The sequence below is a fragment of the Streptomyces sp. 3330 genome, assembly GCF_031456635.1.
GTDB lineage: Bacteria > Actinomycetota > Actinomycetes > Streptomycetales > Streptomycetaceae > Streptomyces.
Genome location: NZ_JAVDVA010000044.1, coordinates 16,884 through 42,301, shown reverse-complemented (window position 1 = coordinate 42,301; position 25,418 = coordinate 16,884). Strand labels below are relative to the sequence as shown.

Genomic DNA, 25,418 nt, shown 5'->3' with positions numbered 1-25,418 from the left:
GCGCTACGACAAACGGGCCTACACCTACCTCGGCACAGTCACCCTCGCAGCACTCATCATCTGGCTCCGCACATGATCCGAGAAACAGCGCCTAGGCGGCGGGCAGGGACACGCGTGCCCAGACGGATTTCCCCCGGGCTTGGGCGTCCGTGGTCCAGCCCCAGGTGTTGCTGAGGGCGTTCACGATGGGCAGTCCCCGGTGGCGCTCGGCCATCGGCGGAGGTGCCGTGAGCCGGGGTCGGAGGTGGCTGGGGTCGCGTACAACGCACAGGAGAGTGCGAGGCCGCAGGGCAAAGGCCAGCCACACTCCGGCTTGCGGATCGTTGTCCTTTGCCGTGTCGGGCCGGCCGTGGCGGACGGCGTTGGCGACAAGTTCAGAAGCGATCTGGACTGCGTCGTCGCAGATGCTGTTCAGATTCCAGCGGCGCACGGTCTGCCGGGTGAACTGGCGAGCGATGTAGCAGCAGTGGGGGGAAGCCACGGGGATCCGGCGGGCGGCAAAGGGAGTGCTGCCCAGACCTGAGCGGACGGCGAGGTTGGGGGTAGAGGCCAAGGGTTCGCCGAGGAAGAGCATCTGCTGTCTTCGTTCGCTGTGTGCGGCAGACGTGGACCGTGGCTGGAATGTGTCCTCGTGTCGTGGCGTCATCGTCCGTCCCCCGGAACTGGTGCCGCGCTGTAAGCACGACGTGCCGTCTTGACCGTCACTATTCCGGGCCGCTCCTCGTTCCTGCAAGCGCGTCTCTGCAATTGCAGAGCTCGAATATTCGCACAGACGGTCGGATCTGCTGTCGGCCCTGAAGGGCTCGGCTGGCTGGATCCGGGTGTGATTTTGAGGGCATGGTGAGGTATGCAGCGGGTGGAAAACGGCGTGAGCGCAGGCGAGGTGCAGGAGGTGCGCTGGTACAAGAGCCGTGACAGCGGGGGGAACGGCAACTGCGTGGAGCTCGCCCGTCTTTCCGGCGGAGATGTGGCGGTGCGCAATTCCAGGTTTCCTGAGGGGCCAGTTCTCGTCTACGCGCGCGAGGAGGTCGCTGCCTTCCTCGGGGGAGTAAAGGACGGCGAGTTCGACTTCGCGCTCTCGTGACGGAGAGTGCATTCGTGGCCATTTGCTGACTCGGTTGGGTTCTGGCTGCCATACTTGGGCCCTCAATAGCCTCATAGGAGTGCCCGTATGGCAGCCAGCCGGAAGGCGCCGTCGATCCTCGGATTTCCGCACCGCCCGGAGTTGGGCCCCGCAGCACATCGCAAGGCGGTTGCCGGACACCTGCGACGCTGCCGCGAGCACGCGGGCATTGCGCCGCCGAAGGCTGCCCGGTTCATCAACATCTCCGCAGCGACGCTCAGCCGCATGGAGAACGGCAAGGCAGTCTTCAAAGCCACCGAGGTCGAGCGGCTTTTCGATGCCTACGGGGTGAGGGATCCGCTCGAGCGCGCCAGGATCGACGAGCTGGTTCAGGAGGCGGCCAAACCGGAGGCGTGGCAGCCGTACGCCAATGCAGTACCGACACTCCTGCGGCCGCTGCTCGCCATGGAACCAGCCGCCCGCCGCATCATCTCCTATGAACCTCAGCTGGTGCCCGGCTGGCTGCAGACCGAGGAATACGCCGAGATCGTGATCCGGGCGGCCCACCCGACCAAGCCGGCCAGAGAGATCGAGGAACGCGTGGCTGTGCGGGTGCGGCGCATTGAGATGTTGCGCCGTGCCGAGACACCGCCTGTCCTCCTGGCGGTAATGGACTCTGAGGTCTTCCGTCGCCAGGTCGGCACACCCGGGGTGATGTACCGGCAGATCCAGCACCTGCTGGCTCTGCTGGAGGAGCTGCCCTACCAGCTCCATCTCCAGATCGCCCCGCTGACAGTGGGCGCGGCCGGGGCCATCGGCCACCCGGTTGTACACCTGCGCTTTTTCACCCCGGAGTATCTGCCCGACATGGTGTACCTCGAGCAGTACGAAGGAGCTGTCTACCAGGAGAAGCCTGCGGAATCCGAGCGTTACCAGGCCATCCTGAACAACCTTTGCGGAGTGGCCAATCCGGTTGAGCAGACACCGGCACTGCTGGAACAGGCACTGGCATCCTGGCGGTGACACCACACGCCGGCAACGCCGCTGCGCGGGTTCAGCGTCTGACGAAGCCGACCCCGCCGTACTCCTCCCACTCCCAACTTCGCTGAGCGGGGGCGTCAATTCGGCCAGGCCGCCACGTGGAGACCTCCACCAGCCCCGGTTCGATCACATCCAGAGGTGCACAGAAGTCCGCCACGTCTGCCCTTTTCCGCACCCGCCCCCAGTGGCCTTGTGTCTGCTCGTCCATGAAACAGCTCACTGTGTCACGGACCTCGGCGGAATCGCTGACGAGTTGGCACACGACCATCACGCTGCCGGCCGGCAGCCGCTGTGCGACCCGGGCCACCAGGTCTGCCGGCCGGTCGCGATCCGGGATGCAGTGCAGCACCGAAACGAACAACGCTGCCACCGGCTCGCTCAGGTCGATGAGCCGGTGCACCGGCTCACTGGCGAAGATCTCCGCGGTCTCCCTCATATCCGCCTGAAGCACGGCCGTGTTCTCGTTGTTTGCCAGCAGCACGCCGCCGATGGTGCGGACGATGGGATCGCTGTCGATGTACACCACCCTGCTGGAGGGGTTCACCCGCTGTGCGATCTCGTGGACGTTGTCCTGGGTCGGCAGCCCCGATCCGTGGTCGATGAACTGTCGGATGCCATGCTCAGCGGCGATCACATGTACCACGCGGCGCAGGAACTCCCGGTTGTTCAAAGCGAGTTCCCGCATGCTGGGCACGTGCTCGAGGAGCTCCTCGCAGGCCGCTCGATCTGCGGGGTAGTTGTCCTGCCCGCCCAAGAGGCTGTCGTACATGCGGGCCACACTCGGAATCGTGACATCCACCCCGTACGGCAAGCTCACGCGCGTTCCCCTTCTGCCCGCACGCCACGGCAGCGTGTTCCCTCATTCACGGAGTGTAGAGAAATAACGCAGCGGTATGCCGGTCAACAGCCGCATCTCACCTCTCAGGGAAGCGCGGCAGCAGACTGTGGAGGTCTCCTGGACGTATTCCGAGTACCTCGGCGATGCGGTCACGGCTTAGATGCATGCGCTTGTCCAGGACGTACGCGTCACGCCGCAGCATCTGCACGACATGGTCGGCGGAGACGTCCGCCGGACCGTACCCCAGTGCACGGTCGACGTGGTCGTGCAGGATGCGCCAGGCAGCCGCGGCAGGGCGGGCGTCGCCCAGGATGGCCGTCCAGGACATCGCCAGCTCGGTGAACGCGGCGGTGACGGCCGCCTCGGCTGCCCCGGGCCGGCCGATCCGTAATGCGGCGTACAGCAGGTACGGCTCGTAGTGACGTTCACGGAAGGCGGTATAGGCCGTCAGAGCGCTGCGAGGGACCCGGTGATCCCGGTGCAGGAAACGGTCTCGCTGCCCTGTGCTGACGGACTCCGGGGCTGACACCCCGGACCGGGCGGCAGGGCGGTGCCCGCTCACTGCTCCTCTTCCGGCACGGCAATGTGCGCCGTCCCCTCCGGCGAGCGCGGGTCGTCGCACATCAGGAAGGTGTAGTGCACTGCCTCCCACAGCGGCTTGAAATCCTGAGGACGTCCTCCGAGCGCACAGACGAAAGCAGCCATGACCTCCCACTCCGGAACGTCAATGCCCGCCAGGACACGGCGCGCCATGAGCGCGCTCACTGCGTTCGAACTCAGACGCTCGATCCGTTCCGGCGAAGGCGACTTGGCCGCCAGATAAAGGCCGCGTACCGCAGCGTGCAACTGCGCGATGGCCGCCGCAACAGGCTGCCGCCCTTGCGCAGTCAGCCCGTGCGCCGACTCGAACAGCACGCGCAGGTCGGCCGGGTCGGCACCGAAGAGACTCGCCAGCGCACACGTCAGGTCCCAGGTGGGAAGGCGGTCTCCCGACAGGACACGCGAAATGAACGACGGCGAGAGCATCGTGGACTCTGCCACTTCACGGATCGTCTGACCGCTGGCCACCTGCAACTGGGTCAGGGCCGAAGCCAGCTGGGCGACAGGGGCCTCGGCACCGTGATCACCAGCCGTGTCCTCCAGACCATCAGCGAGACGGACCGGCTGAGAGCCACGCCACCGGGCGGGAGCAGCCCCTTTCTCGTTGGCGTGGAGGTCCATCATCCTGGCCACCCGCTCAGGCCCCCACCGAGCCCGCGCCGTCTCCGCAGCGACATGCGCAGCCCTGGCCACCGACTCCCATTTCTCACCCCGATGACGGGCATCCTGCACCGCAGCTGCGGTATAGATATCCAGCTCCCGCCGGATCGCCTCGGCCCTCTCCAGCAAGGTGCCGAGCTCCTCCTGCCGCATCTCGCTGTCCAGCAACTGCTGTGCCAACCTACGCACCTCGGCCGCCACCGAAGCGCCCAACGGCCCCTGCTGGGCCGCGGCCGGGGCTTTGCGCGCCTGCCTATCGCGCTGGGACCGGCGGCGGCAGGCAGGGCTGCAGTAATGCCGGGGCCGGCCGGCCCCGGGCTTTTGGACCATAGGGCCCGCACACACCGGACACTGCTGCCGCTGTGACGGATCAGTCGTCACGTTCGTATCCTTCTCCTGTATCCCGCTGAGGCGGGCAGCGCCCGCCTCAGCCTGTGAACCCGAAGCCGGGTGGCTGGTGCCGACCTCAGCAGGCCAGCCACCCGGCGAGTCGGGTCAGTCCACTCGTGCCCAGAGGAATTCGACCCGCGACGTCCGTGATGCGGCCGCACCGACGGCAGCGAACGCCACGCACGTGGCAGCGGGCCACTGGCCCGGCAGAACAAGGGACAGAGCCACCACTACGGCAGGGGCCAGGCCGACCGTGACAGCGAAGGCACGCAAGCGTGCGTAATTCCGGACGGTATTGCTACCGTCCACACGCGTCCCGGACACCACGGTGCCCGGGACGACATTGGGGTCAGTCATCTTTCACCTCTGAATTGACGGCTGGTCAAAATGCTGAGAGGTCCTGGTCTGTTGGCACCACCCTTGGGCCAGGGCCTCTATCTCGGCGTGACACTAGCGCGCCCTGGGATCGCACGGCCAACAGAGTGAGGCATTAACCCGAAACCCAGCCGTATCGATGTGCGAAACAGCTTCGGCAATCAATAAATTCGTTCAAATGCGTCTGTCGTGCACCGAAAGGCGGCCGCATGTGATCGGAATTGATCAATTTCGCCTGCAAGCTTTCTGATACACCGTCTACGGGCGCGTGAAAAATCAGATGGAGCGCACTCCGGCGCGCCCGCGGGCGCACAGGCCACCGCTCCGCTGAGCATCACAGCCCCGGTGCTTTCGCGGGGCGCAAGATAGGGGCTTCTCCGGGGGCTGTGATCCGCAGCAGCTGGCCGCGCCCGTTTGGCCTGACGACGCGACCGACCCACAGGAGCGTGGCGGGCTCCTGTGGAGCAGCTCATGCCCCCGGCCGTGACGGCGGGCCCAGAAGCGTCTGGCATTCAGAGGGCGTCAACCGGCCCCTCGGGCGGCGCATTGCCGATGCAATTGAGCGCTCGGCCTCTGTGGCTGCTCCATGACCGGGCCGCGCACATGGTCAACTGCCAGGGCTCCTGGATCCGACCCGTGGCGGTCCGGCCTGCCGGAGTCCCGCTGCACCAGCTCGCGAACCCTGGGCCGGCGGAGGATGACGCATCCGCCTCCGCCGCTGCTCTGTCGTGTACGCCCCCTTCCGGCGGGTGGCGCGCTCCGCAGGTGCAGGGCGCTCTTTGACGACCTTTCCATCCGCACTCTAGAATCAGTGCCGAATCAGATATCGAAGTATGCATGCATGTTGAAGGTGGTGCACATGCTGTTGACAACCGGCCAGGCAGCCGAAGAGCTCGGCTGCGCCATCACGACGTTCCGGCGCCTCGTGCACGCCGGATTGCTGCCCGGGCTCTCCCGTCGCGGAGTGCGCGTCATGATTCCCCTGCACACGGTGCAGGCCCTCAGCGCACGCCACCACGCCCCCCTGCATCAACTGAGCACCCACGAAATCGCCGTCCTGCGTGTCGATACCGCACAGCCCGCCGACGACACTGACCGTGACTGGATCGGCTTCTCCGCCACCCTCACTCCCGACGGCCTCCTGAGAGCGCTGCGCGGCTGGTGGCGGTGCAATGCGGCGAGCGTCGCAGCCGGGGAAGTGCTACCGGTCACCCTGTCCGGCTATGTGGTGGCGGTCCTGACCGGCCTCGAACGCTGGGAGAAAAACGCCGAAGGCCGCCATGCCTTCCCCGACGCCCGCCTGGCCGGCTACGTCACCGACCTGGCCGCCCCGCACACAGTGATCACCTCCAGCATTGATACCGACCGCCGACTTGCTGAACTGCTGCTAGGCACCCGGCTCACTTCCCACTCGGGCGGGGCCATCGCCTACGTCTCCACGCCCACTACCGACTGAACCCCGGCCCGGACAAGGAAGCCCCCCGATGGACGCACAGAGCTACAACACAGCGCTCACCGAGCTGCGCACCATGCGGGACGAGATCAAGAAGGCGCGGACGCAACTGGCAAAACTGGAAACTGACCGGAACAAGAAGATCGTCCAGCTGGCCTCCTACGAGAAAGCAAAAGCGGAGCGGATCGCCCCTGCGGCCGGCCTGGGCGTCGCCGACGTCGTCGCCATCGCCCCCGCCCTGGCACCCGACAGCCTCGCCGAAAGCGACATCCCGCAGCCGCTGTCCCCCGAACCGCCCACAGCTCGCGCCGCTGACGAACCGGCACCGCACTCGCCGCAGCAGGGAGCAACCGCCCCCGCGATGACCACCACTGCCGGACCCTCCGCTGCGCCACCCCTCCCGGCCCGGACCACAGCCCCCGACCCGCCCGCAGTAGGCGAGACCCCCCGGAAACTGCCCACCATCCCCGCGAGCAACAGCGGTGACGCCTGGTTCACCCACACCTCAGGCCTGGCTTCCACCCGACCCAACTTCACCCAGCAGGCCCGCTCCACCGTCTTCCTCGACACCGACACAGGCGTCCTCGTCCACCGCAACCAGACCCACCGCCTCGACCTCGCCGGCCGCTCGGCCGCCGACATCCTCACTGCCGTCTTCCACACAGTCCCCGACGGCGTGGAACGCATCTACATCACGGCCGGGGACCCCTGGCACCGCGACGCTGACCGCCACCCCTACCTCCGTGACGCGGTCGCCGCCTGGCTGAACGCGCCCGCATTGGACTGGCGTACCGACACCGGCCGTGGACGCGACCGGATGGCTGGGCATTTCGTCCACGCCCGCAACCCTGTCGGCCGCTACCAGCGCGACAACAGCGACAGCCACGTGGAGATCCGCTCGGTGGGGGAGTGGTTCGACCTCGACGGCGACGACCCGGCCACCGTCCGCGACGCGTTCGTGCTGCTGTGGCAGGCCCTGCGCCGCCACTGGAGCGATGCCGTCCTGATGGGCTCGCCCTCCCAGACCGGCCGTGATCTGTGGACCCGCACCATTCCCGCCCGCGGCCAGCACGCCGACGGCTTCCCCGTCCTCTCGGAAGAACTGCGCAGCCTGCTGCACGCCACCGCGGGCCAGGGCCGCAACGAACTCCTCACCCCGCCCCGCGTCCCCGAACAGCTGCCTCAACTCCTCGAGTACGACCGCACCTTCGCCTACGCCAAACACACCTGGAAACCCCCGGTCGGAACCCCCCGCCGCATCACCGCCGCGACCTTCGCAGCCTGGTCGCAGAAAGAGCAGATGCGGGTCCTGTACGGCTGCGGGCACTGGCAGGTACGCGTGACAGTCCCCGCCACCTGGGAGCACGTCGGACTCCTGCCCGCCCCCGCCCCGGGCGACCGCGCCTGGCACTACCCCGCCGAACCCGGCACCACCTTCACCACCTGGGCCGGAGGCCCCGAAATCCACACCGCCCTGTCCAACCCCATCCAGCCGTGGAAGATCGAGATTCTCGACGGCATCCTCTGGGACGACGGCAAACCCCTCGACGACTGGGCCAAAAAACTCAAAGAGACCTGGACCAACCTCACCGCTCAGGCCCACTTTCAGGGCGATCCCCACCAGGCCCGCGCCGCCCACCTCGCCTCCCGCGCCGTGCGCTCCATCCTGTTGTACGGCATCGGCTCCTTCGCCCAGCGCCCCCGCATGGTCACCGGAACCACCCCCCGCAACCTCGAGCGCGACGTCCCACCGGACGCCGAAATCATCGGCTTCGACGACGAACTCATCACCTGGCAGAAACCCACCGGCTTCACCCGCGACCCCAACGCCCACCCTGAATGGGCCGCAGCGATCTGGTCCGGCGCCCGCGCCGCCCTCCTCACCCAGCGCCACCGCGACGACGACACCTACGCCGGAGCCCTGCACACCCCGCCCGGCAGCGTCATCGCCTTCCGCACCGACGCCCTCTACCTCACCCAGCCCCAGAACTGGCCCTACCACCATCAGCCCGGCGACTACCTCCTCAAAGGCCACCTCACCGGACCCCTGGCCGCCCCCACCACCGAAGAGGAACTCCTCACCGCACGCAACGCCGGACGCGCCGCCCTCACCACCGCACGGGAGACGTGATGCCACCCCGCCCCCGCCGCAACCGGCCGCCACACAAGGCCGAGTTGAACGAAGCGGCCCGCCTCGCCGACCGGCTCCAGGCCGCCGGCTACACCAAACGCGACATCGCCCGCATCATCAACCGCGACCCGTCGCTGGTCTCGCAGTTCTACACCAAGAACAAAGGCGCGGCCTTCGTCGCCGCCTTGCGCGACGTACTCACCGCCGTCGAAGCCGGCGGCATCACCGACCTGCCCGAACTGACCGAGATCGCCGCACGGCACATCACCCGCCGCACCACCACCTCCGGCGCCCGGGCCCGGGTCCGCACCAAGGCCGTCCTGATCACCCCCACCGGCTCCGGAACGGGCCGCGTCGGTGCCCAGGCCATCGCCTCCGGCTCCGCCCGCCTGCGCCCCCTCATCGCCGAAGCCGCCCGCCAGGGCCTGCGCCTGGCCTTCACCGTCCGCCTGGCCAAGACCGCATACCTGCGCCCCTCTGGCAGCCGCACCGACTCACCCGGCATTCGCCGCGACGTCATCCAACGCGCCGACCACACCGAAGAACACTCCTACGGCTCCGCCCAGACCGGCGGCTTCGACGCCGCCGACATCGCCCGCCGCGTCAACGCCGCCGCCGGAGACGTCACTGCAGCCATGCATCAATGGCTGGTCGAAACCGGACGCATCCACCCCGACGCCCACATCCTCCACCTCGAAATCCGCACCTGGTGCCCGCGCTGACCGGCCCACCACAACACACCAGGGCCTCCCCGGCACACCGACGTGCAGACGTGGCAACGATGGACAGCGGTAGGTTGAACACCATGGTGCTGTCGTCTGGGGAGCGCGTGAGGGCCGCGATTGCCGCGCTCATGCAGTTGACGGGGGAGACGCAAGCCCACCTCGCTGTGGCCCTGGGAGTCAGCCAGGCACAGGTCAGCCGCCGCCAGTCCGGCGCTGCGGCGTGGCCCCTGGATGACTGCGACCTCGCGGCGGCCTACTACGCCATCGACGTACTCGATCTCCGGGCCGGCCCCACCCGCGCGTGCGAAAGCATGCCGCCGACGCGTCGACCCATCCCGCAGCCCCAGTAGCCACCGACTGCGTAATCCGTACCGACGAACATGGCGGCACGCTGCTGGACTTTGCGGCCAGCCTCGGCATGCCCGCCGTCCCCGCAGGCCAGCAGAGACTCCATGGCCGTGGTGAGTCGGAACGCGGCTTCGCTCAGGTGTAGGTGTGGCACTGTGGATGTGCCGCCGGAGTTGTCGAACGTATGGCACTTGGCGAAGAGGAAGTGATCGGCGGCTCGCGCGAGTTGGTCTTGGCGCCGTGCACCGAGCCCGGCGGCGCGGGGCAGGAAGGCGCTGCAGAACGCGGCAACGTCCGCCTCGTGCCAGCGGTTAGATCCTCTCTCTGAGGCCCGAAGAGTTGATCGCGCACCGCGCGACCAGTCCAGCTCCCCGCGTGCGCCGAGTTCGGGCAGCGCTAAACGGTGCAGCTCGGCCCATAGGCGGGTCGGCAATTAACTCGGCGAAGCACCGATGCGCGGTCGAAGCCGAAGTGTCGAAGGTTGGCGGCAGTTGCTGCCATGTGTAGTCCGTCGTGGTGTCAATCCAAGCCTGAGGTGCGCCCGCGGCGCACCTGCCGGCGGTAGTACGTGATTGCGCACATGCCGACCACGATCAAACCGGCAGCACGGGCCGCTTCGATCGCAAGGTCACTGCCAACCGGGGCGCCGCTTTCCACGACCGTTCGGGCCGCGCTGAGGGCGTGGTACCCCGGGACCCAGTGCGCAGCAACCGTCAGCCATGTCGGATAGGCGGACGGAGGAACGAAGAGGCCCAACGCCAGCGAAAGGAACCACATGGCGAGGTTGATGACGGTGAAGATGTCGCGCACGTAGAGAGCAAAGACACCAAGAAGCATGCCGAGGGCAGCGCTGGAGAGGGCCCCGCACAGCAGGCATCCCAACAGAACAGGCAGCACGTCGTCCGGCAGTCGCACATCGAGGAGCAGCATGCCGACGGGGAGGGTGACGCCCCCAGCGAGCGCCCCGAACAGGGCGTAGGGCAGGGGGCGGAGGAAGAGGGGCCCTAAAGCGTTTGGGCTGATGAGGAGAGCGTGCAGGGTGCCGTAGTAGCGCTCACTCGTCACGGACATCACTCCGCCCGAGAGAGCAGGCAGGCATGCGGCAAGCATGACGCCGCCGGTCAGGTAGAAGGCTCCGTCCTCGACGCTCATGTAGTGACCGAAGAGGCCATAGAACAGAAGATCGAATACGGGTGCAAAGACGAATGCCAGGAGGAAGTCGCTTGGTCTCGACCAGTTGAAAAGAGCTCGGAAGGACAGGTAGTTGGACACCACCACGTGTCGAACTACGGGAGCTGCGTCTAGCGAGGGTTTGCTCGGCATGGTGCGGCTTTCGTGGCTCACCACAGGTGCATACCCCCTCGGGATCGAGACGATTGAGCCGCAGCGTTGACGGCGGCCCATCCGATTGCCCCGTAGAGAAGGCTAAGGCCGAGGCAGGCTGCGATGGCGCGCGCATCCCAAACGCTCCGCGTGGCCGCCCGCAATGCCTCCGCTCCGAAGGTCATGGGCAGAAGCCTGCTGATTGCTTGCACAGGGTCGGGGAGAGTGGAGACGGGAATCAGGACACCCGAGAGCAGCCACAAAGGAGCTACGACGGCTTCAGCCACACTCTCGGCTTTCCGTACCCGGACAAACACGGCAGCGACCATGAAGCCCACTGCGCTCATGGCGAGAAGAGTGAGTGTGGCGGCCACTGTCAGAGCAGGCAGAGCGGTAGCATTGATCCGTGCGTCAAATAGAATATATCCCCAGGCGAGAGTGCCGAGCATGGCCTCGAACCCAAACAGGGCGACAGCGAGGGTCATCGTTGCAATCGCCGAGGGGAAGCGTCCAGGCGCTGCCAACAGGAGTTCGAGTATCCCAAGGCGCCGCTGTTCCTTGATCAGGCCACCCGCTCCGTACATGACTGTGGTCCACATGCCCATGAGGCCTGCCCCCAGCGTAATTTCCAGAGGGGTGATCCGGCCCGACCCGGATTCCGCGATCAGATGCGCCACGGTCGCGTAGAAGAGGGGCAGCAGGAAGGTGAGAGTGATCTCAATCCGTGATCGCGAAAGGTATAGCAGGTAGAAGCGGACGTTGGAGGCGAAGTATCCCAAACCTGCACGGCGATCCGTCATGCGCTTTCCTTGTCGAGGGACTGACTCACCAGCGTGACGTACTTGTCTTCAAGAGTCGGCTCGCGGAGCTGAAGATCCAATAGCTGTACTCCGGTATCTGCTGCAGCGGCCTCGCCAACGACTCGGGACGCCTCGACTCCGGTCTGCGCCGCGAACCGAATGGTCACCAGTTCGCGCCCGCTGAGCGGCTCTAGATGGCAGTTGACGACGTCGGCGCGATCTTCAAGGGCCCGGCACAGGGCCTGGGCGCCCCCAGTGACCTCCGCCCGAACGACGGGGCCGGCATTCGCGAGCGCGCCGAGGTCCTTGCTGGTGCCCTCGGCGATGATGCGCCCGCCCGCGATGACGGCCAGACGGTCGCACAGATCTTCCGCCTCGAACATGTAGTGCGTGGTGAGAAGGATCGTCTTCCCGGAGTGCTTCAGCCGTCTCACAATGTCGCGCACATCGCGTGCGGCCAGCGGATCGAGACCGTTCGTCGGTTCATCCAGGTAGATGATGTCCGGATCGTGGAGGAGCCCGCGGGCTATATGCAGCCGCTGCTTCATTCCTCGGGAGAACGTCTCCACCCGATCGTTCTGACGGTCCGTTAGGCTCAGCATCTCGAGAAGTTCGTTGATGCGCCTGCGTTGCTGTCCCGGGGCAATGCGGTACAGGTTCGCAAAATATCGGAGGTTGTCACGGGCGCTGAGTCGATCGTAGAGTCCCTTGTCGCCTCCGAACACATAGCCGATCCGACTGCGGACCTGATCCGGGTTGCGCACCGAGTCGAGGCCGTTGAGGTAGACCTCCCCGCTCGTCGGAACCAGCAGGGTCGTCAGAATCTTGATCGTGGTCGTCTTACCGGCTCCGTTAGGTCCGAGAAGACCGAACAGCTCGCCCTTTGACACATCAAGGTTCACACCTCTGAGTGCCTCGAATTGCTGCACCCTGCGGTTCATCCGCCAGGCGGATCCTTTAACGACGTCGAAAGCGCGTCGGACATCGCGCATGACGATTGCGGACACTGCCTGCCCTACCTTCTTCAACCAGAATCGAGAGAATTACCGCGGAGCCACCGTGTGAAGTTGCCAAGCAGGTCCGGGTCGTCCCTCGCCAAGATCTTGATCCCCGTAGCGAGCAGCTCATGCGCGCTCCTGAGCAGAGAATCCTCATTCGCCCCGTCGCCAGCAGCCCTAGCCCAGCAGTCCATCACCTCGCTCAAAGGCGTGCCAGGCACACCCGCATGAGAGGTTGCTGCCTTCACGAGTAGATCATTGAGGCCCGACACCCTGCGCAGGTAGACGAAACTACTGAGAATGCCCAAGAAGGCTCCGGCCAGGTCACGTTGGTCTCCGAGGGCCAGGCGTCCTGCGATTCTCTGCGGACGGAACGGACCTTCGCCGGCGAGCGCACAAGCCAGCGTCGACCACGTCACGGCTGCGACAACCTGTTCCGGGGTGTCACAGCGGGCGGCTGGCTGCGCGACGTGTCCTGTTGGGTTGACTACGATGGTGACGCGTGAACGCCCCCACATAGCCGACCCGGGGGGCAGTGACAGCCGGATCTGGCCCAGTGCGTCCACCACATGGCAGCGGTCAGGAGTCAGCAGTTTGCGCGCGACGACGAGCGGGCCGTGTTGCTCCGTCTGGTAGCCGAAGAGGCGTGTGACGGCATGGGGCAAGTGGTTCAGCGCCTCGGCCACTGCCGTTTGACCAGGCCCCCAGTGATTCGTGCAGACCAGCTCGCCCACCGTGCGGTCGGCCAGCACCCGGGGAACCACGATGATGGATGGCCCGCGCACTGTAGCGGCAATGCGACAGGCATCGCCCGCGACCGGTGACCAGTCCCTGGCCATGAGGGCATATTGCAGCGCGTCGGCGGTTGACTCGCGCAGCCAGTCCCCAGCAACCTCGCGCAACCGTACGAGTTCGGGCAGGCCGTCTGCCACAGGATCGCTCATGCACTTTTGCAACGACTTCAGGGCGACGGCAACCTCGGACGCAAGAGGTTCAATCGGCAAGGTTCACCGCTTCCTCTGCAGTGGTGCGCAGGCTTCGGAGGGCGACGACCGCCCCCAGGGAGGGCGTTCGCCCGCGGATGGAAGCCTGTTCTGGCACAGGTGTTTCCGTCACTGCGAGATTGAGGTTCTCGGCCGCTGTCTCCATGACTTGCAGGAGGTGGCCCAGATCGAGGAACACTGTCGGGTAGGCGGTGCTCGCCCGGTACCGCCACTGCACTCGACGTACCGCGAGATGGACGGCTATCAGCACGTAGCCGGGTGCTACGGGGGCGATCGGAATGCCAGGAAGGCGCACTAGCGCGTGAGCCACGGGGTCGTACCCGAGCGTGACGGAGCTCCCGTCGCGCTGGGAGTTCATGATGACGGTGAGGTCGAACGGGTGTGCCGCACCGTGCGACGGAGGGACCCGGAGAGTGCGGGGCAAGGGGCCGAGGGCCGCTGGCCGTAGAACAGCATTGCTGTAGTAGAGGACGTTGCCTAATGCATAGTGCGGACGTTCAGGCGCATCGTGGACGGGATGCGGCAGAAGAGTCCGACGCAGCCCGAGCGGCCACTGGACGGAGACGGCAGGAGGAGCTTCTGCGGCAGCAAATTCCTCCATCTGCCGGAGATCGGTGACCTGTGTATCAGGATCCCTGTAGTCCGCAGGCAGAGCCAGGTTGGCCAGCCGCCAGTCCTGCAGGACCGGTGCCTCCGCGCGAGGGAGTGGGTGGGACGTGGTCGGCACCAGTAGTCCCGCGCGCCGGAACGAATCCACACAGCGGTCAGCTGCTGCTTCGGGCACGCCCGCAGCGATGGCAGCTGCCGCAGCCGCAGCCGTGTTGACGGAACCCAGTTCGACCAGTCCGCGCAAGAAGTCCCAGAGCGTCTCGTTGCTGATGCCCAGTTCCCGTATGGCGCCTTGGTAAGGGTCATCAAGAAACCAATTGCTTGCATGGTGCAGAAGGGAAGCGGTGGGCGAGACGGTCCATGCCTGAAGTGGGGCAGTGATGTCAGCCTCCCAGGAATGCAGGTGCCAGCCCGCTCGGGGTACGGGTGTCCGGGGTGAACCTTGGCAGTGCGGGACAGAGCACGCGCAGAACATGCAGGCCTAGTGCGTCAGTGAGTTCGTCGCCGCAGTCCACCGTGGCGACCGGACCGTCGACAACCTTGAGGATGGAATCCCTGGTACCCGCCTCCTCCGCGTGATCGATCGGTTCCTCCCTGCCGGGCTCCGTACAGTCAGAGCGGGCGGGGAACTGCGCGAGGAAGCGGATTCGGAAGTCCTCGTCCACTGGGGTGTGGCCGATTGGAGGCCCGAACACTATTTGTCCCTCTCGCGTTACCGCGGGCTGAGGAGCGATGTGCATTTGGAAGGCTTCTCGCCAAGCGGCGTTGACTGCGGCATCAGCGGTGAGTGCTGTTCCGCCGCCGAACGCGGCTGTGGGGCGTATCCCCCGCTCGGTGAAAATCACGCATCCCGCCACGTGCCAGTCGCCGTGACGCAGATGCCAGACCTCGCACGCACTGTCTGGCAGAGCCAGGGACGACCCTCGCATCAGGTCAGAAGCCATGCGGGAGTGGATGGAACAGCGGGTACTGTCCGGCTGTGTCCACCATCTGTGTAGTACCGAACGTTCCAGCCATTCACGCAATCCGTGCAGAATCGCACGCTCCTTGGATGTGTGTGCGGACATGCCCGTCGTGTCCGTAGTGACGGGTGGTGTGCCTCGCCACTGGGAGGCAAGGACGGCCTCCTGGAGCGGCAGCCAGGTGGGCTCGCCGTCCAACCCGTGCGCCTGGGTCCACCACATGGGAGCTTCTTCGGCGACGGCCTCAGACATGGCAAGGCCCGGGGGCTGCACCGCGAAGATGAGTTGCTCCCGCGGCCGCCTGAACGAGCAGCGCCGTTCGAATGCTTCGATCCAGCCCAGGGTAAGAGCCTGCTCTGCAGTGGCGGCCATGCCACCGCCGACAACAGCGGGAAACCCACGCGTCCCGCGAGGAACCGTCACGAGCACGTCCGACGACCACACCCCGGCACTCGCATCCTCCACCACCTGCTGCAGAAGCAGGGGTCCGAAAGGAGCGTGAACGCCCAGCCCATCGGGCTTGGAATCGAGGGCCTGCCACCGCTCGTCTCCATACGGATGCTCCCAGCAGTCGGGATGCACCACGAAAGCCTGCGACACACCGGTGCTTGTGGCGACGAACGGGTGTGCCTCTGCCGCCCATAGAGCTCCACAGGAGCGGCAATCGGTCGAGGGAAGCGAAAGTTTGGGAAGGTCAGGTCGGTGCGTCACGCGAGAGCCATCGCGTAGAGCGGAAGATGGAGCGCATCCGGCAAGGTGAACAGATGCCGCGCCACATCGTCGAAAAAGCCTCCGAGAGGACAGTGGGCGACGCCCCGGGTGTCGAAGGCCAGCGCCAAGTTCTGGGCCAGGTGACCGGCTTCGAGCAGTGCGTACCGGTAGCCCCGCTCCCCGTAGCGCGCGCCGACTCCGTTCATGTCGGCAGCGAGAAGCAGAACCGCCTGCACGGTGTCTGCGCGGAGCACGGTTGTGCGGAGGAGCTCCGAGAGGTCCGGCAAGACCGGATTCTCGGCGTCCTTAGCGTGGAGGGAAAGTAGGGATCGTACTGACGGGTCGAAACGGTACGCCCCGGGGCCTGCTCCCTCTATGTCGCTCACGTAGCAGTACACGGAGACGGAGTAGCAGCCGCCGGCGCTCGGGTAGGGCCGCAAGCCAGTGGTAGAGGCAGCCATGGCACTGGTCAAGGCGCCGACCAGTGTCTCCCGCGCCACCCTCGTGGACCGTGTGCGTCGGGAACGACGGGCACGCAAGATGCGGTCCAGATGCTCCGCATCGTCCGGGCACGCAACCGCCATGTCGGCCTGAGGCTGCGTCTCGGTTGCGGCCCTGGTATGCGCCCACAGGTCGGCAGGCCGCGGTTCCGGATAGTTCCCGTACGTGGATTGTTCGTGGAACGCCAGAGCGCCTTGCAGGTAGTAGTCAGTTGGAATGTCCATGATCCCTGCTAGCCGGCGGCAATAAGGTAGAGGCTCGACTCCTCGAACCGGTTGGTCCCGATGAGGTCATCAGCCAGAACCGGCTGGTGTGCGGGCGTCGGAAACGTCGTGAAGCCGAAGGCCGTCAGGGTCACGAGGTAGCGCTGGGCGAACTGCCCGACCAGGGTCAGCAAGGTGCGGTAGGCCCGCGGGTCGCCCTCGTAGCGCAACATGTGCCGTTCCCACACCGCTGACAGCAGCAGCGCGCACGAACCGCTGCTGGCCCGTTCCTGCCCCGTGAACGCAGTGCGAACTTCCTCCCGGAGATCTCCTGCTCGGACCAGTGAAAGGCGGTGCCCGGCCGGGTCGTAGTGGTAGAGACCTGGTGGGATTCCATCGACGTCGAACGAGACGAAATACGTCTCCATGTCCGCGTACGCATTCTCGAGGAGCGCGGACGGTCGTGCGACGTACTCCTCTTCTGCACGACGCCGCATCGCGACGAGCGGCTTGTTGGCGTCTAGCAGTACGCGGCTGACCTGTTTGGCATCCATCACCTCGCCTGACCAGGGGACGTGGGTACGCCTCGCCAGCAGAACCTCTCCCAGGTCACGCGGAGGGTATTCGCGCGGTTCGGGGAGAACGAGGAGTCGGTCGGTGTCGATCTGCTTCCAGAACGTCGGGAGACCGTGCCTTGCGATCCGTTCCTGCAGTACGTCGTCGGGGCTGTGAGGATCGGCCGCATCGACGACGTCGCAGTAGTTCTGGCCCTCCGAGAGGCAATGCAGCACCAGTGCGTCGAGCCAGCCGTACCTTTTCCACTCGTGGACTTCGGGCATCAGTTCGTGTTCGTGGTCGGCGTCCTGCAGGACGCCGGCTGCGATGAGCTTGGTCACGAGGCTCTCAGCTGCCGCGGCATCGCAGCCGAACACGTCAGCGCACAGTTTGATCAGGTCAGGTTCGCTCATGTGCTGTCGTACCCGTCCGAGCAGGGACAGAACGCGGACGTCCGGCACCTTGACCGACCGGCGCTCCAAGAGGAGATCAAAGATCACCGGAGAGCCGAGGCGAATCCGCATGAAGTCGTTAAGGCGGTACATGGTCATAGAGGTCAGGCCTCCCAACCGATGGCCATGAACGACATCGCCGGGTTCATGAGCCTGTCATTTCCGAGCAAACCAGCAACTGCCTGTTCATTCATGGAGAAGGCACGGAAGGCTGTCTGTCCGAGCATGCGTGAGACGAGAGACGCAGTTTCGAGTACGTGCCCTGTGTCGTAGTGCAGGACGCGGTAGGAATTGCTTTCGCGGTATCGGTACATGCTGACTTGTACACGTGTAGTGAGCAGTATGAGGGCTGCTGGCGAAGCGATGCGCCACCGTGGTACACCAATGATGTTTGCGGCCACCCAGTCCTCGTCCAAGCCGTCCTGGAGTTGTTCAAGTTCGTGGTTCTTCACGCCGTAGTGGTAGACACCGCGGGCGAGACCGGCCACGTTCAAGGCGAAGACGTAAGCCTCCGTGGGATGCCGACTTCCGCCGGAGGGGCTGGTTTTGGTGATGTGCTCACCCGTCACCGGCAGCTTCTTGGTTCCGGTTTGACCGAAGCCGAACCACAGGATCCGTGACAGGGTCAGTGCGTCCAGTGCGGGAGCGGCCTCAGCTGTTTCGAGGGCGAGCTCATCCAATGCGGCCGTGACTGAGACACCGAGCGTTCGCCCCGGTTCTGGGAGTGGCGTGATGCGCGACGAGACAGCGGGCATATAGACGGGCGGCGGCGCCTCCGCAGAAGAGTACTCGCGCATCAGCGCCACATCCTGACGCTGCCCGTCTTGGTGCCTGTAATCGATGCGGGGAATTGCATCGGTCGATGCGTGATAGGCGAATGCATCGCCCCATCCGTACTCGTCCCACAGGGCCTTGCCGGAGAACAGCTGACGTTGCTCACCGGATTCGTCATCGCTGACCAGAATGGCCGCTGCGAGCAGGCGATCCACCTCCGGTCGGGCAACTGCAGCGGTCACCCCCGTAAGCGCGGCGATGCGCTCTGCGGCCGCATCGATCGAGGTCCACTCCTGGAGTTCACTGAGGAAGACCATCAGGTGCGTGTCGCTGAGCGTGCCGCCGCCGAACGAACGGGCCTCACGAGGGCTTCTCAGGTAGACATCGCCAGCGACGCTGCGTATCTGGAGATCAAGCGCACATCGAACTTTCAACGCACCGTTTCCTTGTCTGAGGTAGTGGTCGAAATCTTCAGCAGTCCTGGAAGGTCAAAACGATCCGGTCGGGACCGGTGACCGTGCGGTAGTGCCTCTCCAGCGCCACCGGCAAGGCGTAGCCTTGGCCGCTTTGAGTGAACACCTTCCGGCGGAGGCCGGCGGCCTGATTGCTGAGTTCCTGGGGCGCGTCAAGGGAGTTACGAGCAGCTGACTCTCCCGCATAGATGTCACCGAGGACGGCGCGAACTGCTGCGTGTGCGTCTTCCCAGTCGACATGCATCTGCCCCGCTTCGACACGGAGCGCGCCCGACACGTGAAGCGCGGCGGCCCAGAGGCAGCCATGTTCTCCGTCGAGCGACTTCCCGATGCCGTTCGCCTCCGGGTCCAGCGCGTTGCCTACCCGCACGGACCGCATTAGCCGCTCAGCCAGGACTAGCTCCTGGGCCAGCCTGGCACGTTCGCCTAGCTCCCCTTCCAGGACCCCTAGAGCGACGAAGGCGCTCATATCCGTTCGCATTTCCTCGACTGGCCCGTAGTCCATGCCGAGGGAAAGCTTGTGGCCCGGTTCTGCGAAGAGAGGCATAGGGCCACTCGCGTGCATCATCTCGTGCAGGGTGAGCCAAAGCGTGAAAGCATCGTCGATTTGCTGGTCTGAGGCATCGCACAGTGACGAGAGACGCGTGTCGATGCGAAGACCGTCTAGGAAGGGCCTGGTGAGACGGTCGAACCGGGCACGGATTATGTTGTGCAAGATCAAAGACCGGCGGGTCTCGTGCTGGCGGGCGACATCTGACCACCCGTCGAAGTAGAACGGGGTAAAGAGGGCGATGCTACTTGCTCCGGCTTCTTCGAAAGGGCCCACCGCAGCGGTCATGTCGTAGAACTCAACGAGCCGGTCCATAAAGGAGCATGGAGCACCGAACATCGCCGTGCCGATTCGATTCGCTGCCTGTTCCAGCATGGCGACCGTCTGCGCGGCATGAGGCCGACGCTCAAGGATGATAAGCCCCATGCTCGACGGGCCATTCTCAGAAGTGCGTATGGGACCCAGATAGAAGTTCACCTGTTGCCCGCGAGAGTGAGTGAACGCGCTGACGGCGTCGTCCCAGGAACCTCCGTGCAAACCTGTCGCAATGCCGTTGAGGAGTCCTTCGCTTATTCCTGCAACGGCGAGATGGGAGCGGACAGCCGTGAAACGCTCAAAGACTTCGCTGTGCGCGGCACCTTGGCGAACAGCAGCGCAAAGGAGCCGCCACTCGGAGTGCCCCGCCAGCGCACGGGATGCGGGTCCGTTCAGATGGACGTGGGCCGGCTTGTGCTGCTGGCTGATAAGCAAAGTGCTCTCCTTACGGGTAAACAGCCTCCGTGGTAACCGGGTTGAGATGTCGAGTCACCTAGGCATGTCAGATGTGTCTTGCCTGGAGCCGGTAGCGGACCTCTAGCTCGGCAGGCTTCTCTCCGGTGGGACGGACTCGCTCGTCGAGTCGCCAGCCGGACCTTTCGTAGAAGGTGCGCGCGCGATCGTTGCGTTCAAAAACCCAGAGAGTCGCCTCGGCTACGCCTTGCTCCGACCAGTACTGGGCGGTCGCTGACATCAGGGCGTGCCCCACTCCGGCGCTCCAGAGCGAAGGATGCACGTAAAGGGCGTAGAGCTCCATGACGCGATCACCTTTGAGGTCTTCGTCTCGGACCGGTCCGAAAGACGAGAAGCCCACGACTTGATCGCTTGACTGTGCCACCAGGAGCTGCGTACCTGCCACCGTCGAGGAGGCCACCTGCTCACGCCAGAAATCTGCCGACCTGTCGACATCCAGTGCTTCCAGCTCTTCTGCAGAAAGGATTTCGCTGTAAGCCTGTCGCCAGGTGACGACTTGGATTTCGGCCACCTCTTGCGCATCTCGAGGTTGCGCTGCCCTCACGAGAGGGATAGGAGAGCGCATTCTGCGTTCCATTCACCAGTGATGTCCCCGGAGTGGGGACGGAAAAGAAGTGGGTCAGTGCCGCAGAGGCAGCACTGACCCACCGCCGTCAACTGCGTTCTATCGGATACAGCCCTGCTTGGGCATGATCTGGGCCGGTTCGACTTCGGAGACCTCGATCTCGAAGATCGGGGCGATGAGCTTCTCGGTGTCGACGTCGTCGGTGCTCAGACCGGTCTTTGCGGTCTCTTCGATCGGAGAAAGCATCTCAACTCCTTACGTGGCAACTGGACTGACAATGTGAAAGTTACGTTGCAGATTTTTCTTGCGCAAGATCCATCCCGTCATGACAGGAGGCGCAAAGAGGGCCACGCGCTGCCTGTAAGAGTGTGCATGGTGTGCCCATTTCAACCACTTTGCTGTTGATCTCGTCGATGGATTTCGGCCGCATGCAGTCTTCGAGGTGAACGTCACGTTTATTCAGGTCGGCCTGGAATCTGGCTCGTTTCTTGCCGTCTGGCTCATTCGTAAGGGCTGCTAACTCCGATGGTCACGGTCCCCGGCGTAGTCCTCCCGCTTGGTACCAAGCGGGAGGACTACGAACCGCCCGATGCGGCAACGCGCCACGTCCTCGCCCTCGTTCGCACCCGCCATTTCTATGCCGATACGACGCTCCTTGAACTCACCCATGAAGGGGCTGCCTTCTGGCAGCAGGGGCACCTGCGCCGCAACGGAGGCCCGATCCGTAACCACTGCCTCACGGTTGCAGCGATCGCCGCTGGCCGTGCATGCCGCCGTCAGTTGTGTCTGCCGCCCTGCTGCATGACCTTGAGGAAACCGCCTATCCGCTCAGCCGTCTGGCTGACTGATTCGGGACCGACATCGCTGGCTTGGCGGCCGCCATCCCCACCTCCCTGCTCGGTCCGAGCCTGCCGGCCGGCAGCGTCACCGAACTGTCAACACCCCCTACTGGCCCGTCGCAGCAGATGACCGTGCTGACCATCAGACTCGTCGGCCGGTTGCACAACTTGCGTACCAGCGCCTGTCTCCCTCGGTCACCCGCTACTGAACGGCCCGCGAAACCCTTGAGGTGTTCGCCCCGGTGGCCCGCACAGCAGGCCTTCACACCGTCGGCCGCGAACTCGACGATCTCGCGACAGCCGTTCTCCGCACCCTCCGCGCACGGCACATCCGCACGCGTATTGACCATCCGCACCCTGCTGCTGCCCACTCGGCAGCGCGCACGCTGGTAGGAGGAATGGAAGCTGAACTGGCCGCCCACGCCACCCGCCGCGCTCGCATCCGTTTCACTGCTCGTGTCCTGCGCAGCACGCCAGGCTGTCCATGACACTGCGCCGCCCTACCGCCCAACAACGCCGATGGTGAGTGTCGCGGTCCCCGCCAGGGCCCTGCTGGGAGCACCTCAGGGGTGCGATGGGCCATGGCGCTCGGAGACCTGACTGCCTGACTGCCCGGCGGCGGCACACGGCCATGCTGCATGGCACGGTCCTACCCCCTGGGAGGCAGTCGAGGAACTCATTACCGCCCTGCGTGCCGAAGCCGCCCCCCTGCGACCCCTCTGGGACGCCGCACGCGCTGCCGCAGCCGGCCCACCGCTGCCGCTGTCCGCAAGTTCCCCTCACAGCCCGCCCGTCGAGGTCTTCGGATGACACGACACACCCCCCTGCGGCCCCACCGCACCTCACCGGCACACGCTCTAGCCCTCTACCCCCGCGGGGAAGCCCCGTCCGTCCTCCGGCCAGCTGCGCTGACGCCGGCCTTGCCCCCCGCCTTCGAGGCCTTCTGCACTCTCCACCGCGACCGCTACCTCGCCTACGCACGTGCACACCTGCCCGAGAGGGATGCACACCGTGTGGTGCGACGGGCAATGGGTGAACTCGCCGTCAGATGGCCCCACATCGTGGGCCATCCCAACCCCGCTGCCCGGGCCTGGACGCTGCTGAGCACCCGCATCCGTTCCCAGAGCCTGATCCCGCCGCGGCTGATCGACTGCCCCGCCTTGCAGTACGACGCCCTGGTGCTGCACTGCCTGCTCGACTACAGCAGCACCGCTGCCGCCGAGGTCATGGGACAGGACCCGAGTAAAATCCGCTACCTGGTGTGCTCGGCGCCTCCGCAGTCCCGCAAGGCTGCCCGCGAACTGGGCCTGTCAGGCTGATCGTCCCTCATCGGTGTCCCTGTGGTGCGGGGGGACGGGGGAGAGACTGTGCAGGCTCAGCTGTCCACAGCTTCTGTCTGCGGCTTGGCCGCGGTGGTGTAGAAGACGGATGTGCCCTGCCGGGTGCGCTGAGCCTGGTTCTTGGCAACCAGCCCTTCGAGGGTGGTGCGTACGACAGTGGTCTTGACGCCGCGCTCGGGGTGGGCCTGGCCGAGGGCCGTGGCGATCTCCGCTGCCGAGCGGGGTTCGCTCTGCTCAAAGAGGTAGCCGCGGACCAGGCCGACCAGAGTCGGCTGGGTTGTCTTCGGGGCCTCGGCCCCGGCTGCCTTGATGGGATCCTTCTTCCCGGCCGCGGTGGCACCGGACTTGGGCGCGGTCTTCTTCTTCGGCTGTGCCCGCTTGCCTGTGCCGGACTTGGCAACCGTCCTCTTGCGGGGAGAAGGCACCGTGATGCCGTCCGACGCCACAGACTCAGCCTGCGTCGGCACTGTGTTGATGGCCTGCTGGATGCTGAGCAGTACGGTGTGATTGCGCTGGAGTGCTGCCAACTGCTCGCTCAGGACGGTGATTTCGCCGCTGATACGTTCCTGCTCTTTCGTATTGTTTTCGAGGTCGCCAGTGACCTAAGCGGCGTACTGCGAGGTCAGTTCGGTGGTGGAAGCGTACTCAGACATGAGGTGCACAACCTTCCCAGATTGAAGCTGGAGGCGAGGGGGCTTGCCGCACACACGAGTCCCTCCTCCCGGCTGATATCGGGCAAGAACGACGTCAGTGCACAAGGCCCTGCCGTAGAGATACTACGGACCGCTGGAATAGACCCGCGCATTTGTACGCCGATGTCAGTGAATGGCGGGTCTGAACTGGGGTGCGCGGCCGGGGAATCGAGGGTGGGCATGGCGCAAGGGCAGATGCCAGATCGTCTCGTCGGTCTCCCGGTTGTGATGCCACACCGCCAAGGTGCGGATGGCCACCAGCCTGTCCATGAGTTCTCCCATCTGACTCGGGGAACACCCGCACAAGCGGGCGAGAACATCCATGTCGGTGCCATGTCCAGCGGGCTCTGAGGAGTACACCGACAGCACAAGTGCCGTAAGTCGCACCACTGGCGGTGCTCCGGCAGGCGGGACGAGAGGCGCGCCGTGAAGTGCCCAGTGAGCGGCGCGACGGCGCGCGCCACGGCCCGGAGCCTGGTCCAGGACTGCGGCATCGAGCAGGCGCACCGTGACCGGGGCCGACTTCAGGACCGGCATCTCCAGCCACCGGCCCTGGGCCAGTTCGGCCCACAGTTCCTGACGTCCCCGCAGGCGCATGCCGCGCAGCAGGCCTGCCGGGAGCCGGACTTGACTGGAGGTATCAGCACGCAGGGCGCACTGCAGGGCCAGCAGCCGGGCGTCGGGGGAGGTGAAGTGAGGGAGTGCCGATGCCAGGTAGGTGAGCATTTCCCGCACGCGTACCCGTTCGTCGAGTCCGGTCCGCGAGCTGTCACGTGCAGGGGCCGATGGAGTGCTTTCCGGACCGACTCTGCGAGGGCCGAGCAGCGTGTCCGGCACGACGGCGGTATGGCTCGTCGCCGCCGCGCAGGCCGCACAGGCGTCGGCCAGGCGCCAGGTGCGGCCGCTGCGGTCACGGGTGAGGACAAGCAGCACCGGCCCGCCGCAGCCGCGGTGACGCGGATGCCAGGAGCAGCCGCGCTCGCGGCACTGGCAGGTACGCAGATGGAGGGGCAGCGTGTCGGCGCGGGCATGGCAGGCCAGATGCGCCAGGGCGATGGAACGCGCGGAGGACGCCTTGAGGGAAGGGGGAGGGGTGGTGCAGTGAGGGCAGATGAGACATGGTCCGTCTGCCCGCGGACTCAGTTCCACCGTCCAGATACGCCGCACTGCGCCCTGCGCGCCGGCAAGCCTCATCGGCTGGTCGTCCTCCCGTCCGTCCACGCGGCGATGACCGGTGCCCCGGCGGCTGAAGGGCCGGGACCGGACGCACCGTAGTGCAGATTCCTGCACCGCGAATGTCACTCCCGCACCGGCAGATAGTGCAGAAGTCTGCACTGACAGGGCAGGGTCCTGCACCGTCGGATGGTGGAGTGACGATCTTGCCGCCCGACCCCGACTTCACCGCGCTGCGCGTCGAGTTCGCGCGCCTGCGGGGCGAGCGCGGCTGGACCTTCGATGAACTCGCCGGCCGCAGCGGCCTGGCGCGGCGCACCCTCATTGACCTCGAACACGGCCGCACCACCGGCAGCCTCACCACCTGGCACACCCTCGCCCACGCCTTCGATGTTCCCGTCGAACACCTGCTGGGCACCCTGTGCGCGGACCACACCCCGCCCGGCGACCACACCTCCTGAAGCCGCCACCGCCACGCCCT

Annotated in this window: 25 protein-coding genes and 1 pseudogene; 7 read left to right on the top strand and 19 right to left on the bottom strand. The window is 65.7% G+C overall.

Annotation, left to right across the window (positions count from 1 at the left end):
- Positions 1–91 precede the first annotated feature (91 nt).
- Positions 92–574 (bottom strand): ATP-binding protein, encoded by a 483-nt coding sequence (locus J2X68_RS38435; RefSeq protein ID WP_310437258.1) that lies wholly within the window; start codon positions 572–574, stop codon positions 92–94.
- 273 nt (positions 575–847) lie between these two features.
- On the opposite strand from J2X68_RS38435, the gene J2X68_RS38430 reads away from it, so the two are divergent.
- Together J2X68_RS38430 and J2X68_RS38425 are read left to right on the top strand one after the other, a co-directional pair.
- The gene (locus tag J2X68_RS38430; RefSeq protein ID WP_310437257.1) at positions 848–1,084 is read left to right on the top strand and encodes a DUF397 domain-containing protein; all 237 of its coding nucleotides are present in this window, start codon (positions 848–850) and stop codon (positions 1,082–1,084) included.
- Between the two features lie 87 nt (positions 1,085–1,171).
- Positions 1,172–2,086, top strand: coding sequence for a helix-turn-helix transcriptional regulator (locus J2X68_RS38425; protein ID WP_310437256.1), 915 nt, complete (start codon positions 1,172–1,174; stop codon positions 2,084–2,086).
- Positions 2,087–2,117: 31 nt separating this feature from the next.
- Here J2X68_RS38425 and J2X68_RS38420 read toward each other — a convergent pair whose 3' ends face one another.
- From J2X68_RS38420 to J2X68_RS38410, 3 genes are all read right to left on the bottom strand, one after another.
- Positions 2,118–2,921, bottom strand: a complete 804-nt coding sequence (locus tag J2X68_RS38420; protein ID WP_310437255.1) for an SAM-dependent methyltransferase — start codon at positions 2,919–2,921, stop codon at positions 2,118–2,120.
- Between the two features lie 97 nt (positions 2,922–3,018).
- Entirely contained in the window at positions 3,019–3,504 is a 486-nt protein-coding gene (locus tag J2X68_RS38415) for a hypothetical protein (RefSeq protein WP_310437254.1), read from the bottom strand.
- A complete protein-coding gene (locus J2X68_RS38410; RefSeq protein ID WP_310437253.1) occupies positions 3,501–4,382 on the bottom strand; it encodes a helix-turn-helix transcriptional regulator in 882 nt (293 codons plus the stop codon). Before J2X68_RS38410 ends, J2X68_RS38415 begins: the two co-directional genes overlap by 4 nt.
- 1,426 nt (positions 4,383–5,808) lie before the next feature.
- Between J2X68_RS38410 and J2X68_RS38405 the strand changes: the two genes are divergently transcribed.
- From J2X68_RS38405 to J2X68_RS38395, 3 genes are read left to right on the top strand one after another with little or no spacing between them, the layout of a single operon-like run.
- Entirely contained in the window at positions 5,809–6,423 is a 615-nt protein-coding gene (locus J2X68_RS38405) for a helix-turn-helix domain-containing protein (RefSeq protein ID WP_310437252.1), read from the top strand.
- 28 nt (positions 6,424–6,451) lie between these two features.
- The gene (locus tag J2X68_RS38400; RefSeq protein ID WP_310437251.1) at positions 6,452–8,551 is read left to right on the top strand and encodes a hypothetical protein; all 2,100 of its coding nucleotides are present in this window, start codon (positions 6,452–6,454) and stop codon (positions 8,549–8,551) included.
- Positions 8,551–9,273 (top strand): helix-turn-helix domain containing protein, encoded by a 723-nt coding sequence (locus tag J2X68_RS38395; RefSeq protein ID WP_310437250.1) that lies wholly within the window; start codon positions 8,551–8,553, stop codon positions 9,271–9,273. The genes J2X68_RS38400 and J2X68_RS38395 overlap by 1 nt, the downstream gene beginning before the upstream one ends.
- Positions 9,274–9,947: 674 nt before the next feature.
- Here the strand turns inward: J2X68_RS38395 and J2X68_RS38390 are convergent.
- The 13 genes and pseudogenes from J2X68_RS38390 to J2X68_RS38330 form a co-directional block, all read right to left on the bottom strand.
- Positions 9,948–10,139, bottom strand: a pseudogene (locus tag J2X68_RS38390) (IS5/IS1182 family transposase); the annotation flags it as partial.
- A 4-nt stretch (positions 10,140–10,143) separates the two neighbouring features.
- Positions 10,144–10,902 (bottom strand): ABC transporter permease, encoded by a 759-nt coding sequence (locus J2X68_RS38385; protein ID WP_310437249.1) that lies wholly within the window; start codon positions 10,900–10,902, stop codon positions 10,144–10,146.
- A 62-nt stretch (positions 10,903–10,964) separates the two neighbouring features.
- Complete coding sequence (locus J2X68_RS38380; RefSeq protein WP_310437248.1) at positions 10,965–11,747, bottom strand: ABC transporter permease; 783 nt, start codon at positions 11,745–11,747, stop codon at positions 10,965–10,967.
- Positions 11,744–12,754, bottom strand: coding sequence for an ABC transporter ATP-binding protein (locus tag J2X68_RS38375; RefSeq protein WP_310437247.1), 1,011 nt, complete (start codon positions 12,752–12,754; stop codon positions 11,744–11,746). The genes J2X68_RS38380 and J2X68_RS38375 overlap by 4 nt, the downstream gene beginning before the upstream one ends.
- A 17-nt stretch (positions 12,755–12,771) precedes the next feature.
- Positions 12,772–13,689, bottom strand: a complete 918-nt coding sequence (locus tag J2X68_RS38370) for a hypothetical protein (RefSeq protein WP_310437246.1) — start codon at positions 13,687–13,689, stop codon at positions 12,772–12,774.
- Between the two features lie 49 nt (positions 13,690–13,738).
- On the bottom strand, positions 13,739–14,602 hold the full coding sequence (locus J2X68_RS38365) for a hypothetical protein (protein WP_310437245.1): 864 nt from the start codon (positions 14,600–14,602) through the stop codon (positions 13,739–13,741).
- A gap of 139 nt (positions 14,603–14,741) precedes the next feature.
- Complete coding sequence (locus tag J2X68_RS38360; RefSeq protein WP_310437244.1) at positions 14,742–15,920, bottom strand: YcaO-like family protein; 1,179 nt, start codon at positions 15,918–15,920, stop codon at positions 14,742–14,744.
- A gap of 107 nt (positions 15,921–16,027) precedes the next feature.
- Positions 16,028–16,615: a SagB/ThcOx family dehydrogenase gene (locus J2X68_RS38355; protein WP_310437259.1), complete on the bottom strand. Its 588-nt coding sequence runs from the start codon at positions 16,613–16,615 to the stop codon at positions 16,028–16,030.
- Positions 16,616–16,764: 149 nt separating this feature from the next.
- Positions 16,765–17,841, bottom strand: a complete 1,077-nt coding sequence (locus J2X68_RS38350; RefSeq protein ID WP_310437243.1) for a SagB/ThcOx family dehydrogenase — start codon at positions 17,839–17,841, stop codon at positions 16,765–16,767.
- A gap of 5 nt (positions 17,842–17,846) precedes the next feature.
- On the bottom strand, positions 17,847–18,950 hold the full coding sequence (locus tag J2X68_RS38345; RefSeq protein WP_310437242.1) for a SagB family peptide dehydrogenase: 1,104 nt from the start codon (positions 18,948–18,950) through the stop codon (positions 17,847–17,849).
- A gap of 37 nt (positions 18,951–18,987) precedes the next feature.
- Positions 18,988–20,289 (bottom strand): DUF6421 family protein, encoded by a 1,302-nt coding sequence (locus J2X68_RS38340; RefSeq protein WP_310437241.1) that lies wholly within the window; start codon positions 20,287–20,289, stop codon positions 18,988–18,990.
- 67 nt (positions 20,290–20,356) lie between these two features.
- A complete protein-coding gene (locus J2X68_RS38335; protein WP_310437240.1) occupies positions 20,357–20,839 on the bottom strand; it encodes a GNAT family N-acetyltransferase in 483 nt (160 codons plus the stop codon).
- Between the two features lie 153 nt (positions 20,840–20,992).
- Positions 20,993–21,139: a hypothetical protein gene (locus J2X68_RS38330; RefSeq protein WP_159106605.1), complete on the bottom strand. Its 147-nt coding sequence runs from the start codon at positions 21,137–21,139 to the stop codon at positions 20,993–20,995.
- 1,621 nt (positions 21,140–22,760) lie between these two features.
- Between J2X68_RS38330 and J2X68_RS38325 the strand changes: the two genes are divergently transcribed.
- On the top strand, positions 22,761–23,051 hold the full coding sequence (locus J2X68_RS38325; protein WP_310437239.1) for a hypothetical protein: 291 nt from the start codon (positions 22,761–22,763) through the stop codon (positions 23,049–23,051).
- A gap of 56 nt (positions 23,052–23,107) precedes the next feature.
- Here the strand turns inward: J2X68_RS38325 and J2X68_RS38320 are convergent, their stop codons facing one another.
- Entirely contained in the window at positions 23,108–23,599 is a 492-nt protein-coding gene (locus tag J2X68_RS38320; protein WP_310437238.1) for a hypothetical protein, read from the bottom strand.
- A 291-nt stretch (positions 23,600–23,890) separates the two neighbouring features.
- Positions 23,891–24,985, bottom strand: a complete 1,095-nt coding sequence (locus J2X68_RS38315; RefSeq protein WP_310437237.1) for a hypothetical protein — start codon at positions 24,983–24,985, stop codon at positions 23,891–23,893.
- Positions 24,986–25,134: 149 nt separating this feature from the next.
- Between J2X68_RS38315 and J2X68_RS38310 the strand changes: the two genes are divergently transcribed.
- The gene (locus J2X68_RS38310) at positions 25,135–25,398 is read left to right on the top strand and encodes a helix-turn-helix transcriptional regulator (RefSeq protein ID WP_310437236.1); all 264 of its coding nucleotides are present in this window, start codon (positions 25,135–25,137) and stop codon (positions 25,396–25,398) included.
- The last annotated feature ends 20 nt before the right edge of the window (positions 25,399–25,418 follow it).

Excerpts from the sequence above, each read along its gene's own strand:
- J2X68_RS38435 (WP_310437258.1), bottom strand. The coding sequence starts at position 574 with ATGCTCTTCCTCGGCGAACCCTTGGCCTCTACCCCCAACCTCGCCGTC.
- J2X68_RS38430 (WP_310437257.1), top strand. The coding sequence starts at position 848 with ATGCAGCGGGTGGAAAACGGCGTGAGCGCAGGCGAGGTGCAGGAGGTG.
- J2X68_RS38425 (WP_310437256.1), top strand. The coding sequence starts at position 1,172 with ATGGCAGCCAGCCGGAAGGCGCCGTCGATCCTCGGATTTCCGCACCGC.
- J2X68_RS38405 (WP_310437252.1), top strand. The coding sequence starts at position 5,809 with ATGTTGAAGGTGGTGCACATGCTGTTGACAACCGGCCAGGCAGCCGAA.
- J2X68_RS38400 (WP_310437251.1), top strand. The coding sequence starts at position 6,452 with ATGGACGCACAGAGCTACAACACAGCGCTCACCGAGCTGCGCACCATG.
- J2X68_RS38395 (WP_310437250.1), top strand. The coding sequence starts at position 8,551 with ATGCCACCCCGCCCCCGCCGCAACCGGCCGCCACACAAGGCCGAGTTG.
- J2X68_RS38380 (WP_310437248.1), bottom strand. The coding sequence starts at position 11,747 with ATGACGGATCGCCGTGCAGGTTTGGGATACTTCGCCTCCAACGTCCGC.
- J2X68_RS38370 (WP_310437246.1), bottom strand. The coding sequence starts at position 13,689 with ATGAGCGATCCTGTGGCAGACGGCCTGCCCGAACTCGTACGGTTGCGC.
- J2X68_RS38355 (WP_310437259.1), bottom strand. The coding sequence starts at position 16,615 with ATGGCGGTTGCGTGCCCGGACGATGCGGAGCATCTGGACCGCATCTTG.
- J2X68_RS38350 (WP_310437243.1), bottom strand. The coding sequence starts at position 17,841 with ATGACCATGTACCGCCTTAACGACTTCATGCGGATTCGCCTCGGCTCT.
- J2X68_RS38330 (WP_159106605.1), bottom strand. The coding sequence starts at position 21,139 with ATGCTTTCTCCGATCGAAGAGACCGCAAAGACCGGTCTGAGCACCGAC.
- J2X68_RS38325 (WP_310437239.1), top strand. The coding sequence starts at position 22,761 with ATGGGTGAACTCGCCGTCAGATGGCCCCACATCGTGGGCCATCCCAAC.